General features: G+C 60.1%; 9 protein-coding genes and 1 riboswitch. Of the genes, 7 read left to right on the forward strand and 2 right to left on the reverse strand.

What is annotated here, in order from left to right; genetic code table 11:
- Positions 1-3 precede the first annotated feature (3 nt).
- A complete protein-coding gene (locus GIW69_RS02465) occupies positions 4-5,031 on the reverse strand; it encodes a dermonecrotic toxin domain-containing protein (RefSeq protein WP_236480551.1) in 5,028 nt (1,675 codons plus the stop codon).
- Positions 5,032-5,335: 304 nt separating this feature from the next.
- On the opposite strand from GIW69_RS02465, the gene GIW69_RS02470 reads away from it, so the two are divergent.
- The 7 genes from GIW69_RS02470 (at position 5,336) to astE (ending at position 13,205) form a co-directional block, all read left to right on the forward strand.
- Positions 5,336-6,556 carry an aspartate aminotransferase family protein gene (locus GIW69_RS02470; RefSeq protein WP_236480552.1) on the forward strand — a complete coding sequence of 407 codons (1,221 nt, stop codon included), beginning with the start codon at positions 5,336-5,338 and terminating at the stop codon, positions 6,554-6,556.
- A 199-nt stretch (positions 6,557-6,755) separates the two neighbouring features.
- Positions 6,756-7,775, forward strand: coding sequence for an arginine/ornithine succinyltransferase subunit alpha (aruF, locus tag GIW69_RS02475; protein WP_236480553.1), 1,020 nt, complete (start codon positions 6,756-6,758; stop codon positions 7,773-7,775).
- Positions 7,776-7,847: 72 nt separating this feature from the next.
- Positions 7,848-8,876: an arginine N-succinyltransferase gene (gene astA, locus GIW69_RS02480; RefSeq protein ID WP_236480554.1), complete on the forward strand. Its 1,029-nt coding sequence runs from the start codon at positions 7,848-7,850 to the stop codon at positions 8,874-8,876.
- Entirely contained in the window at positions 8,873-10,339 is a 1,467-nt protein-coding gene (gene astD / locus GIW69_RS02485; RefSeq protein ID WP_236480555.1) for a succinylglutamate-semialdehyde dehydrogenase, read from the forward strand. The genes astA and astD overlap by 4 nt, the downstream gene beginning before the upstream one ends.
- Positions 10,340-10,483: 144 nt before the next feature.
- Positions 10,484-11,830, forward strand: a complete 1,347-nt coding sequence (gene astB, locus GIW69_RS02490; protein ID WP_236480556.1) for an N-succinylarginine dihydrolase — start codon at positions 10,484-10,486, stop codon at positions 11,828-11,830.
- Between the two features lie 61 nt (positions 11,831-11,891).
- Positions 11,892-12,182: an urease accessory protein UreE gene (locus GIW69_RS02495; RefSeq protein WP_236480557.1), complete on the forward strand. Its 291-nt coding sequence runs from the start codon at positions 11,892-11,894 to the stop codon at positions 12,180-12,182.
- Positions 12,183-12,194: 12 nt separating this feature from the next.
- Positions 12,195-13,205: a succinylglutamate desuccinylase gene (gene astE, locus GIW69_RS02500; RefSeq protein ID WP_236480558.1), complete on the forward strand. Its 1,011-nt coding sequence runs from the start codon at positions 12,195-12,197 to the stop codon at positions 13,203-13,205.
- 66 nt (positions 13,206-13,271) lie between these two features.
- On the opposite strand, the gene GIW69_RS02505 is transcribed toward astE, so the two are convergent.
- Entirely contained in the window at positions 13,272-13,781 is a 510-nt protein-coding gene (locus GIW69_RS02505; RefSeq protein WP_236480559.1) for a 6,7-dimethyl-8-ribityllumazine synthase, read from the reverse strand.
- Between the two features lie 102 nt (positions 13,782-13,883).
- Positions 13,884-14,055: riboswitch (FMN riboswitch) on the reverse strand.
- Positions 14,056-14,180 lie beyond the last annotated feature (125 nt).

The raw sequence follows: 14,180 nt of genomic DNA on the forward strand, positions 1-14,180 counted from the left end.
GCCTCAGTCCTCATGCGCCGAATCGGTTGACTCGCCGGGCTCCAGTTCCGCTCTCTGGCTGACAGCGTCAACGCCAAAGTCGGCGCCGGTACGCTGGAAGTAACTGATGAGCAGCTGCAAGCTTGCCTCGGAAAGCGGATTGTTTTGGAAGTTGTAGCTTTCAGTAATCGAAGGCGGCAATTCGAAGTAGTCGGGGGGCAGCTCGGTGATGCTGTTATGGCTCAGGTTGGCGTCATCGATCTGGGTCAGAGTGAACAGGCCATTCGGGACTTCGCTGATGTGGGTGTGGCTCAGGGATAACGTCGACAGTGCATGCATTTGACTGACATCGGGTGACCTTCCCAACGGATTGTCGGTGAGGTCGAGTATGTCCAGGTGATCCATGCCTGCCAGCGCTGTAGCGGATGCGTCATCAAGCTGGATATGGTTCTCTGGCAACGCCAGCGACTTGAGTTCACCCATGTTGAACACCTCGGCGGGGATTCCGCCCAGCGCGTAGCGTCTGATGGTCAGTCCCTGAAGTTTGGGAAAGGCGTGCAGAAAATTGCCAAGAGTCGTCAGGCCATGTCGGCTTTCCAGGTAAAGGACGGACACATGACTGAAGTCGGCGGTGATCGTCGGCAGTTCGCCAAACATTGATGCGGCGAAATAAAACTCATGCATGGGTTCGAAATTTTCGTTGAAATCGTCCAGCTCCGTTTCCCTTCTCCAGCACGCCTCGAGCTGAGCCTTGAAGTCATCGCGCAAGTCCTGCTGGATAAAAGCTTCCGCAGGATCCAGCGCAGCGCCGGTCAACGGGTGCACCTGCGGTACGGCTGCCGTCCAGACTGACAAGTCATTGGACAGCTGGGCGTACTCGGCCTCAAGACGCGTGATCTCCATTCGACCCTGTTCCAGTGTTCCCGCCAGTCGATAGACAAAGTTGCTGGCCTCTTCGATATCGTTCGTCGGATACAGCAAGCGCACTCGTCGAATGTCGTCGGCGGGCGCCAGGACGCCGAAGTCTCGTCCGCTGTTGGCGAACAGGGTTTTTATCCGCTCCAGGCATAAGTCCGACAAAGGATTGCCCGCGACATCAATGGCGTCCTGCATGACTTCAGATAGCTGAAACACATGGGCGGGCAGATCGGTGATCTGGTTGTTGCTCATGATGATCGTGTTCAGGTGCTCGCGCGTCAGCCATCCCTGGGGAGGCTCCGTGATGCCGGTGCTGCCCAGGTCGGCGTACTCCAAATCAGGCATGCGCTGGAAGTCGAGGTTGAAACCCAACGGATTGTTGTAGAGATCCAGGGTCTTGAGGCGCGTCAGGGAGCCCAGCGCTTCTCGTGTTTCTATCGACAGTCGAATGCCGCAATCACTGAGAATCAGCGCTTCCAGCATGGTCTGGCGGGCGATCACTGGCGGAAGCGCGTCAAGGGGGAAGTCACGCAGATCCAGTCGACGCAGGTCGGTGAACCGCTCCAGAAACGGGTCGATGGCACCGCTGCCACTGTTGCCCTCCAAGGACAATGTTTTTACATGGCTGAAATCGGCAGCGAGCACGGGCAGGTCACCGAGTATCGGTTCGGAAATAATGAAACTGAGGCCGGCGTCGCTGCCTTCGTCCCTGAACCAGCAGCGTTTGAGCGCTTTTTTGAACATCCGCCGGTTCTGTCGCGCAGCACTGAATTGGTCGGGGGTCAGCCGTTGGCCGGTGACCGGGTGAAAGCGCGGCGTCTCGTTCACCCAGGCGCGCAAGTCGGTTCGCAGCTGCGCGATTTCAATGGCTCGGCGCGCCAGTTCCATCCGTGCGCCTTGTGGATGGGCACGTAATTCTTCGGCCATCCGTTGAAGTTCGTCTGCTCCCAGATTGGGGTAAACCTCCGATATGCGCTCATTTAGCGTCATAGCGACTTCGCCGACTCGGCGGGTATATCCCGACGTGCCAAGCAACCGCGTCGTTTCAATCGAGGGTTCTGTCTGGGGCGCTCCGGTCAGTACGGTTCTGAATTCATCGCGCGCCAGAGGCCTTTTGCGCACGGCTTGCCTGAGCGTTTCACCTTCCCCGATGTGAATGTTCAGCGCATCCCGCTCGGTGTCGGGCAGGGCTTGCAACACGCTGGAATAAAAATCCGTTGTGCCGCTGAGCGCCTGCCCCTGTTCGTCATAGGCTTGAAAAGTGTTGTCAGTCACGCGCACGAGGGTTTTGTGTACAGGCGCGTCCGCCTGACCGGTGCTGTCCAGCGGCGGCTGTGCATACGAGGCTTCGCGAATGTCGAGGCGAACCTGATCGGACCAACCGTCCAGCCTTGCCAGGCTGTGCAGCGCCAGTCGGTCGGTGTCCGGATTACTGACGGAGGCGAGCTCCAGTCCTTCATACGCGCGGGTCAGGCGCACCTCTTGGCGGCCTATCGCGGTGAGCGTTTTGATTCGCTCGGGCATGACGCCTTTGTCCAGTTGCAGCAGTTCGTTGCCGGTTGCATTGTCGACCACGGCGCCTGCCATGCTCGTCGGCAAGTTCGGCTCGAGTTCGATCAGCCGGTTGATCAGCGGCTCGTCGCTTGTGTCGGCGTTTTTGTAGCGCTCTTCAAACAGCGTCGCGCGATGTTTGCGAGCGGCCTGTGCGGTGATCTTGCGCAAGTTGCCGGCCCGCACATTCAAGTTGATGATCGCGCCATCGGGCGGCTCACCGAGCAGGGTCTTGATTTGCGGTTCGCTGAGGTTGATCAGCAGGGTCTTGAGTACATCGCCGTCCTTCAGCGTTGCTTGCTCAAGCTGGCGCAGCGGCAGGTTCGTCTGTGGCGAAGACGTCCAGGCAATGTCTCCCTGATCGTTCACCCAGTTCCACCTCGTGCTTTCGGGCAGACGGTTTTCTCTGGCTAACAATTGCAGTTGGGTCATCGGGTCGGCCCTGAGAAATTGATCAGGCCGGTCACTGCTGATCTGCTCGATAAACGTCTGTAAATCCTGGTCGATGATGAAGCGCTTGGCGCTGTCGGCGAGCAGCGGCGGAAGGGGTTCTTCATCCACGTGCATTTTGCGCAATGCGTCTTCCGGACAACCGCTGACTTCGAGCAAGTCTGCACGTCGCGCCAGACCCAGCGGTTCGAACGAAGGCCCGAGACGCATGAGCACGGTGGCGCGATCCCATGTCAGCGGGCGCTCCAGTTCCGTATGCCAAGCGCCCTGGTCGTTGGTATAGAGTAGCGGCTGGTAGGCATCGGCGCGGGTGGGATGCTGAATGCGATGACGCCCGGTTCGTGGATCCTTGTCCACGGCATAATGCGCACCTTCTAGCGGCAAGACAGGCGTGCCGTCGTGGACATGCAGGCCGGTGGGATCGGGTCGCGAATGTTTCGGCAACGGGATTTTGCGCTGATACGGTGTCAGGTTCGGTTCCCAGTACCGAGTCTCTCCGCCGGGCGTCTTGATCACCGTGAGCCGATCAATGAAGGCCACCACTTCAGCAGGCAGGAGCTGACGGAATTCACCGGCACCGATGCTGCTGCCGGCAGCGAAAATACCCGCCTGGATCAGCGACTCGAGTGCGTCCATGAAATGTCCGAACGCCTCAAGTGCCCGTCCCTGAGCCCAGTCGATGATGCCTTCGAAGGTCGCGTCCAGCAGTTGCCACGCCATGTAGGCCATCATCAGCTCGCCGAGCCCGGGCACGAACGGCGCCACAACGAACAGCGCCGTTTCGAAAATCGATGTGACCGTGTGGACGAATGAATCCCAGGCAGCCCAGCGCGCGTTGCGGTCGACGATTGCCGTTGCGACGGCGATGGCTTGGCCGTCATTCAAAATCTTGTTCAATTTTTCAATGTAGAGGTGTTGCCAAAGATCAGCGGTAATCGGGGCGACCGAGAATTGCAGGTTGGGGCTGTTGATCGGCGTGTCTCGCCACGCCGGCAGTTGGCTTGGTGCCTCGGTCTGGTGCCAGGTGATGACGCCGAGTCGACGATTGAGGCCGGAAAAGAACTGCCCTCGTTGTTCATGCGCCACGAAACGGCTGAAGAAACGCTGGTAATCGCTTGAACGCAATTGACGCGTCAGTTCCTTGAGCATGTCGATGGCCGATGCGTATTCCTTGATCGGATGCTCGGGATCGTCAGGCACGTAAGCGACGACCCTGACCGGCGCATTCGCGCGCATCGGATCGGCTGCAAAGATGATGATGCCGGTCAGGGTCGTGGACATCATCGCGAGGTCATGACACAGCACGTGCTGGCCATCGGCACGAATACCCTGGATGCCATCGAGTGTGCCGTTGATCATCCGCAAAAAATCTTCGCTCAGGTCGCCATTCATTCGTCCCAATTGCAGGGCGGCGCGCAGCGCAGTCTGCTGACTGGCCAGCACCTTGGGGCGCAGTGCGGCGGCGGTAACCGGATTGGCGATGCCGAGATTGGCTTCGAGATAAGTTTTGTAGCGGGCGCCGATATCCAGTTCACGGCATAGCGATGCAAATCCCTTGATGGTCATGCTCGCGGCGACAAGCGGCAAGGGCTCGAACTGCCCTGACAGCGAAGGCTGGCTGATGAACGTCGAGTCGGTCTCGTAGGCGCCATCTTCGACCTCGTCTCGTTCGAAGTTATGCAGTGCAGCGGCGAGCAGCGACACCGTCCAGGTTCGCGAACCGGTCGGGAACGGAAGCAGGGTGGGCTTTACCGGAATATAGAGGCGCAGGTACGTGGCCCGCACGTCCAGATCCAGACCGAAGCGCTGCTCAATGGCTTGCTTGAGCAGGGGCGCGGCAAAGGCTTCAGCGTCCTGCAGGTGCGCGAGGCGTCTATCGACCTCGTTCTGCGCGGCCATGTGTTTGGCAATCAGGCTTTTGAGCTCGATGTGATGCGCCGCGCGAGCGTTTTTCAGCGTATCTGACGGCAGCGTGCGAATGTTTTTCAGTGCAACGCGACGTGAAAGCGAGGCGTCGCCCAGCCATTGCGGCATGGCATTACTCAGATGCTCATAGTGAGACGGTGCATGAAAAGCAGTGGTTTCGGTCGCCTCCATCGCGCGGATGGGCGGTGAGTGGGGTGAAGCGGGCATCGGGCGAATCCTTTCGCGTCGGGAAACGCCAAGCAAAACAGAAACCGATCGTCCCTGTGCGGTACATATGTATGACAGCTAGGGACTCGGGAATTGATATGCTGCGCGCCGCCGCAAATTCGCCGTACCGGTTTAAACTGCGCCTTTGCGACGGTATTTGTCGCATTGCCGTAAACCCGTGCAAATCCGGGGTTTGCGCTATAAGAAGTTGTCGCTTGGCGACAAGGCCGGGCTGAAAACTGTCCTTACAATCCCCCCCATCGCTCGCCAGTTTCCGGCGAGTGTTCGTCTTCAGGAGACTCCGATGTCCGTTGAGCACGCTGCGGTACAACGCGCCGATTTCGACCAGGTTATGGTTCCCAACTACGCGCCTGCCGCTTTCATTCCAGTGCGTGGCGCCGGTTCCCGTGTCTGGGATCAGGCCGGCCGCGAGCTGATCGACTTTGCCGGCGGCATTGCCGTCAACGTATTGGGCCACGCGCATCCGGCGCTGGTCGGTGCGCTGACCGAGCAGGCCAATAAGCTGTGGCATGTCTCCAACGTTTTCACCAACGAACCGGCCCTTCGTCTGGCGCACAAGCTGATCGATGCCACGTTCGCCGAGCGCGTGTTCTTCTGCAACTCCGGCGCTGAAGCCAACGAGGCCGCCTTCAAGCTGGCCCGTCGCGTTGCGTTCGACCGTTACGGCAGCGAGAAGTACGAAATCATCGCCGCGCTCAACAGCTTCCACGGCCGCACGTTGTTCACCGTTAATGTCGGTGGCCAGTCGAAATATTCCGACGGTTTCGGCCCGAAAATCACCGGCATCACCCACGTGCCATACAACGATCTCGCGGCGCTGAAAGCCGTCGTGACCGACAAGACCTGCGCCGTGGTGCTGGAACCGATTCAAGGCGAGGGCGGCGTGTTGCCGGCCGAGCTGGCTTACCTGCAAGGTGCCCGCGACCTGTGTGACGCGAACAACGCGCTGCTGGTGTTCGACGAAGTGCAGACCGGCATGGGCCGCAGCGGCAAGCTGTTCGCTTATCAGCATTACGGCGTGACCCCGGACATCCTGACCAGCGCCAAGAGCCTGGGCGGCGGTTTCCCGATCGCGGCGATGCTGACCACTGAAGCGCTGGCCAAACATTTGGTCGTCGGCACCCACGGCACCACTTACGGCGGTAACCCGCTGGCGTGCGCAGTGGCTGAAGCGGTCATCGATGTGATCAACACTCCTGAAGTGCTGGCCGGCGTCAATGCCAAGCACGACAAGTTCAAGGCGCGCCTGGAACAGATAGGCGAGAAATACGGCCTGTTCACCGAAGTGCGCGGCCTTGGTCTGTTGATCGGTTGCGTGCTGAGCGATGCCTGGAAAGGCAAGGCCAAGGACGTGTTCAATGCCGCCGAGCGTGAAAACCTGATGATTCTGCAGGCCGGGCCGGACGTGATCCGTTTCGCCCCGAGTCTGGTGGTGGAAGATGCCGATATCGATGCCGGCCTGGATCGTTTCGAGCGCGCCGTCGCCAAGTTGACGCAAGCCTGATAGACCCTTCGGCGCCTGGTGTTCCAGGCGTCGAACCCAATTTTGATGCCAGACAAATCAACTGTAGCAGCGAGCCTGCTCGCGAAGAGGCAGCGTCAGTCGCCGACAAGACTGGCGGATAGACCGCTTTCGCGAGCAGGCTCACTCCTGCAATGTCCGGTGTTTTTTTCTGTAAGTTCTGAGATTAAGGAGTGACACCATGCTGGTGATGCGCCCCGCGCAAATGGCTGATCTGGGCGAGGTACAGCGTCTGGCTGCGGACAGCCCGATTGGTGTCACTTCCTTGCCGGATGACGTGGAACGTCTGAGCGACAAGATCGCCGCGAGCGAAGCGTCGTTCTCTGCCGAAGTGAGCTTCAACGGTGAGGAGAGCTACTTCTTCGTTCTCGAGGATTCCACCACCGGCAAATTGGTCGGCTGCTCGGCCATCGTCGCCTCGGCGGGTTATTCCGAGCCGTTCTACAGCTTTCGCAACGAAACCTTCGTGCACGCTTCTCGTGAGCTGAAGATCCACAACAAGATCCACGTGCTTTCGCAATGCCACGACCTGACCGGCAACAGTTTGCTGACCAGTTTCTACGTGCAGCGAGAGTTGGTGGGGTCGCCGTGGGCCGAGCTCAATTCCCGTGGCCGTCTGCTGTTCGTCGCCAGCCATCCCGAGCGCTTCGCCGATTCGGTGGTGACCGAGATCGTCGGCTACAGCGACGAAAATGGCGACTCACCATTCTGGGATGCCATCGGCCGCAACTTCTTCGACCTCAACTACGCTGAAGCCGAGCGTCTGTGCGGTTTGAAGAGCCGCACGTTCCTCGCCGAACTGATGCCGCATTACCCGATTTATGTGCCGCTACTGCCGGATACCGCGCAGGAGGCGATGGGTCAGGTGCATCCTCGCGCACAGATCACCTTCGACATCCTGATGCGCGAAGGCTTCGAGACCGATCACTACATCGATATTTTCGACGGCGGCCCGACCTTGCATGCCCGTGTCTCGGGGATCCGTTCGATTGCCCAGAGCCGTGTGGTGCCGGTGAAGATCGGCGAGCCGGTCAAAGGTGTCGGGCGTCAGTATCTGGTGGCCAACGCCCAGTTGCAGGATTACCGCGCGGTGTTGCTCGAACTCGATTACGCGCCCGGCAAACCGGTGACCCTGGATCTGGAAGCCGCCGAAGCCCTGGGCGTCGGTGAAGGTGCCAGCGTGCGTCTGGTAGCGGTCTGACCGCTCAGCCGCATTGCTCAGTAAGCAGCGAAGTTTCACGGGTGGCGCAAGCGGCCCGTTTGAGGAGATAGCATGATCGTTCGTCCCGTACGCAGCAGCGACTTATCCGCTCTGATCGACCTGGCCCGCAGTACCGGCACCGGCCTGACCACATTGCCGGCCAATGAAGAGCGCCTGACGCATCGGGTCGGCTGGGCCGAGAAGACCTTTCGCGGCGAAGCCGGCCGTGGCGACGCGGATTACCTGTTCGTCCTCGAAGATGACGACGGCCGTGTGGTGGGCATTTCCGCCATCGCCGGCGCAGTCGGCCTGCGTGAACCCTGGTACAACTTCCGCGTCGGCCTGACCGTCAGCGCCTCGCAAGAGCTGAACATCTATCGCGAGATTCCGACGCTGTTTCTGGCCAACGACCTGACCGGCAATTCCGAGCTGTGCTCGTTGTTCCTGCATGCCGATTATCGCAATGGCCTTAACGGCCGGATGTTGTCCAAGGCGCGCATGCTGTTCATCGCTGAGTTTCCGAAACTGTTCGGTAACAAGATCATTGCCGAGATGCGCGGTGTGTCTGATGACGCTGGCCGCTCGCCTTTCTGGGAAAGCCTGGGCCGGCACTTCTTCAAGATGGAATTCAGCCAGGCCGATTACCTGACCGGTGTCGGCAACAAGGCATTCATTGCCGAACTGATGCCGAAGTTTCCGCTGTACACCTGCTTCCTGTCCGAAGGCGCGCGTCAGGTGATCGGTCAGGTCCACCCGGACACCGAGCCGGCGCTGTCGATGCTCAAAAGCGAAGGTTTCAGCTATCAGGGTTACGTCGACATCTTCGACGCCGGTCCCGCCATCGAATGCGAGACCACCAAGATCCGCGCCGTGCGTGACAGCGAAGCGCTGGTGCTGGCCATCGGCACGCCGGGCGATGACGCCACGCCGTTCATCATTCATAACCGCAAATGCGAAGACTGCCGCATCACCGCCGCGCCGGCCCGCCTCGCCGCTGGCACCCTGGTGGTCGATCCGCTGACCGCCAAACGTCTTCAACTCAACGCCGGCGATCAAGTGCGCGCCGTGGCGTTGTCCGCTGCCCGGGAGTCGAAACAATGAATTCGCTATACATCGCAGGTGAGTGGCTGGCCGGTCAGGGTGAAGCCTTTCAATCGCTGAACCCGGTGACCCAGCAAGTGCTGTGGACGGGGCAGGGCGCAACGGCTGCTCAGGTCGAATCGGCGGTGCAGGCTGCGCGTCAGGCGTTTCCGGCCTGGGCCCGGCGTTCGCTGGAAGATCGCGTCAGCGTGCTGGAAGCGTTCGCCGCTGCGCTGAAGAGCCATGCCGACGAACTCGCTCGCGCCATTGGCGAGGAAACCGGCAAGCCGTTGTGGGAATCGGCGACCGAAGTCACCAGCATGGTCAACAAGATCGCCATTTCGGTGCAGAGCTACCGCGAGCGTACCGGCGAGAAGAGCGGCCCGCTGGGCGACGCCACCGCCGTGCTGCGCCACAAACCTCACGGTGTTGTCGCGGTGTTTGGCCCTTACAATTTCCCCGGTCATTTGCCGAACGGCCATATCGTTCCAGCCCTGCTGGCCGGTAACACCGTGCTGTTCAAGCCGAGCGAGCTGACCCCGAAAGTCGCCGAACTGACGGTCAAGTGCTGGATCGAGGCCGGTTTGCCGGCCGGTGTATTGAACCTGCTACAAGGCGCTCGCGAAACGGGAATCGCGCTGGCGGCGAATCCGGGTATCGACGGTCTGTTCTTCACCGGCTCGAGCCGCACCGGCAATCATCTGCACCAGCAATTTGCCGGACACCCGGACAAGATTCTGGCGCTGGAGATGGGCGGCAACAATCCGCTCGTGGTCGATCAGGTCGCCGATCTGGACGCGGCGGTCTACACGATCATTCAGTCGGCGTTCATTTCCGCCGGTCAGCGTTGCACCTGCGCCCGTCGTTTGCTGGTGCCGCAAGGCGCCTGGGGCGACAGCCTGTTGAAACGTCTGGTCGCGGTCAGCTCGACCATCGAGGTTGGTGCGTTCGATCAGCAGCCGGCACCGTTCATGGGCTCGGTGATTTCCCTCGGCGCTGCAAAAGCGTTGATGGACGCCCAGGCGCATCTACTCGCCAATGGCGCGATGGCCTTGCTGCAAATGACTCAGCCACAAGCTCAGGCCGCGCTGCTGACCCCGGGCATCATTGATGTGACGGCGGTTGCCGAGCGTCCGGACGAAGAGTTCTTCGGGCCTTTGCTGCAAGTGATTCGCTACGCCGATTTCGAAGCGGCCATCGCTGAAGCCAACGACACTTCTTTCGGCCTGGCGGCTGGTTTGTTGTCGGATTCCGAAGCGCGTTATCAGCAGTTCTGGCTGGAAAGCCGTGCAGGCATCGTTAACTGGAACAAACAATTGACGGGTGCTGCGAGCAGCGCGCCATTCGGTGGCGTTGGCGCCTCGGGCAACCATCGCGCCAGTGCCTATTACGCAGCGGATTACTGCGCGTACCCGGTGGCCTCGCTGGAAACACCGACCCTGGTGATGCCGGCCGCCCTGACGCCAGGCGTGAAAATGGCGTGATGCCCAATCGCTGGCAAGCCAGCTCCCACAGGGATCGCGTCCACCGCTAAACCTGTGTGAGCTGGCTTGCCAGCGATGGCCGCGCCTCGGTCTCAAATCCAGTTACTGAAGCCTAAAACAACAGATTCTCGTGGAGCCTCACCGATGAAATCCTATGAAGTCAATTTTGACGGTCTAGTGGGGCCGACCCATAACTACGGCGGTCTGTCGTACGGCAACGTCGCCTCGCAAAGCAACAGCCAGCAGTCTTCGAACCCGAAGGAAGCGGCGCTGCAAGGCTTGTCGAAAATGAAAGCGCTGATGGACATGGGCTTTCAACAAGGTGTGCTGGCACCGCAGGAGCGGCCGGACGTGGCCGCGTTGCGCCGTTTGGGTTTCAGCGGCACCGACGCTCAGGTCATCGAACGCGCCGCCAAAGAAGCCATGCCATTGCTGGTCGCCAGTTGCTCGGCGTCGAGCATGTGGGTGGCCAACGCTGCCACCGTCAGCCCGAGCGCCGACACGGCCGATGGTCGTGTGCATTTCACCGCCGCCAACCTCAACTGCAAATATCACCGCAGCATCGAGCACCCGACCACCAGCCGCGTATTGGGGGCGATGTTTGCCGATCAGCAGCATTTCGCCCATCACGCCGCGTTGCCGGCGGTGGCGCAATTCGGTGACGAGGGGGCGGCCAACCACACGCGTTTCTGCCGTGAGTACGGCGAAGCGGGTGTCGAGTTTTTCGTGTTCGGGCGCAGTGCTTTCGATATGCGTTACCCGTCGCCGCAAAAATACCCGGCGCGCCAGACGCTCGAAGCATCTCAGGCTGTTGCCCGTCTGCACGGCTTGCGCGACGACGGCGTGGTCTATGGCCAGCAGAATCCGGCGGTCATCGATCAGGGCGTTTTCCATAACGACGTGATTGCCGTGGGCAACGGTGAGGTGTTGTTCTACCACGAGGACGCATTCCTCGACACCGAGCGGATGCTGGCCGAACTGCAAGGCAAACTCGCCAAGGTCGGTGGGAAATTTCAGTCTGTGTGTGTTCCGCGTTCTGCGGTCACCGTGGACGACGCGGTTCGTTCCTACCTGTTCAATAGCCAGCTTCTGTCGCGTCCTGACGGCTCAATGCTCTTGATCGTGCCGGAAGAATGTCGTGGCAACGAGCGCGTCTGGAACTACCTGCAGGGTTTGACCAGCTCCGGCGGGCTGATCCGCGAAGTGAAAGTCTTCGATCTCAAGCAAAGCATGCAGAACGGCGGTGGTCCTGCTTGCCTGAGACTTCGCGTCGCACTCAACGAAACCGAACTGGCGGCCGTCAATCCAGGCGTTATCATGACCGCACCGTTGTACGGTTCGTTGACCGCATGGGTTGAAAAGCACTACCGCGACCGCATGACCGAAACCGATCTGGCGGATCCGCAGTTGCTGCTTGAATGCCGGACGGCACTGGATGAACTGACGCAAATCCTTAAACTGGGCGCGGTTTATCCATTCCAGATCAATTGATGGCCGGCGCGCCGCCTGAAACCGGCGTGCGGTCTTATCTCCCCAAAAGAGCGTAAAAAACATGAGTGATTCCCTGCAGCTGATCCTTGAAGACACCGACGGCACGCAACTGCAAACGTCCTGCACCCGCGTCGCGGTCATGTGGCAGGGCAAGGAGCTGTGGATCCAGCAGGACGGCCGTGGCCAACTGTTGATCGGCGTTGACGTCGAGGAAGGCGATGCCGAATACGCCAACCTGCTGTTGCGCCCATTGGCGACTAATCTGGTAAGTCTGCAACTGGAAATGGAACCGGCCGACGTGGGCGGCGACGAAGAACACGTCCACGGCCCGGACTGCAACCACGACCACTAAGGAAACGGCTCTATGCTCGCCCTCGGCAAACTGCTTGAACTGACCCTCGCTGGTCGCGAACCGGCGGAGAAGACTCAACTGACTGTCGAAGGCGTGCGCATGCGCTGGTTGAGCGAAGGTGCGCTGGAAGTCCGGCCGCCCGAAGCGCGCGACAATGGCCTGGATCTGCTGCTCTCGGCGGGAATCCATGGCAACGAAACAGCGCCGATCGAGTTGCTCGACCGGTTGCTGCACGACATTGCCCGTGGTGATTTGAAGCCGCGAGCACGCATTCTGTTTTTGTTCGGCAATCCCGAAGCGATTCGCAAGGGCGAGCGCTTTGTCGAGCAGGACGTCAATCGGCTGTTCAACGGCCGGCATGAACAAAGCAGTGGCAGCGAAGCGCTGCGCGCCTGTGAGCTGGAACGTTTGGCGGCGAGCTTCTTCAGCCTGCCGGATCGCCAGCGCCTGCACTACGACTTGCATACGGCGATCCGTGGTTCGAAGATCGAGCAGTTTGCCCTGTACCCGTGGAAGGAAGGTCGCCAGCATTCCCGTCAGCAACTGGCGCGTTTGCGCGGGGCGGGTATGGAAGCGGTGCTGCTGCAGAACAAACCGTCCATCGTCTTCAGCTCCTACACCTACGACAAGCTCGGCGCGGAGTCTTTCACGCTGGAACTGGGCAAGGCACGACCGTTCGGCCACAACGACGGCGTCAACGTGTCGCTGCTGGAAACCCGCTTGCAGCAAATCATCGAAGGCAACGAGCCGGAGCTGGCGGATGACGGATTGGACGGCTTGCAACTGTTCAGCGTGGCGCGGGAGATCATCAAGCACAGCGATGCTTTCCGCCTGAACCTGCCGCAGGACATCGAGAACTTTTCGGAGTTGGAGATGGGTTATGTACTGGCCGAAGACCTGGCCAATACCCGCTGGATCATTGAAGAGCAGGGCGCGCGAATCATCTTCCCCAATCCCAAGGTCAAGAACGGCTTGCGGGCGGGCATCCTGATCGTGCCCGCTACCGACGAAAACCTCGCCTGACCGATCCCCTGTGATGATCGCCCCCACGCGGAGCGTGGGAACGATCAATCAACAATCAATCAGGTATCAGACCGCTACAGCACGCGGCTCGGTACGGCGCAGCGCGCGGATTTTCTTCAGGGTGTCTGCGCAGGTTTTTGCCGCTTCCTGACCCTTGTGCACAAAGTGCTCGAAGAAGAATTTCTGATGTTCTTCACCGGAATGGAAGTGATGCGGGGTCAGGGACACCGAGAACACCGGCACTTCGGTTTCCAGTTGAACCTGCATCAGGCCGCTCACCACCGACTGGGCGACGAACTCGTGACGATAGATGCCGCCGTCCACTACGAGGGCTGCCGCGACGATGCCGGCATAACGACCGGTCTTTGCCAGCAGCTTGGCGTGCAGGGGCATTTCAAAGGCACCGCCGACTTCGAAGAAGTCGATATCGGATTCCTGATAACCCTGGGCAATCATTTCGGCGACAAAACCGATTCGGCTCTGATCGACGATTTCCTTGTGCCAGCAGGCCTGGATGAACGCGACGCGCTCGCCATGGGGGTGTTTGTTTTTGCTGTCGATTGCGGTGGGTTGCATGTTCTGACTCCTGTTTGTGTGAAAAACAGGGCGTTATGAATCGAAGGGGATTCAAGGGGACGAACGTCGGCACGCATGCCGCGAACGATCCTTTGGCGTCAATCCCGTTCTCTCTTCATCCGGACTATGACCGTCGGCCCCGGGATCACACCGGGTCTGCTGACCTTGCCGCCATCCACCGCCGAAGCCGTGTCCGTCGCCAAGCGCTCGCGGGCTATGCGCGTTGCGCGCAATTACCGCCGGTGGGGAGTTGCACCCCGCCCTGAGAACGTTTTCGCCGCCCTTTATCGGGCGGCGCAGCGTTTTTAACACAGATTGTTACGTCGTGCATTGCGCCTTTCAGATGATTGCCATCGGATTTTTCGACGGTTCGAAAAGACTTTTCCTTGCGCAAGGGTT

This window comes from Pseudomonas syringae, from assembly GCF_021605415.1.
Classification (GTDB): Bacteria; Pseudomonadota; Gammaproteobacteria; order Pseudomonadales; family Pseudomonadaceae; genus Aquipseudomonas; species Aquipseudomonas syringae_S.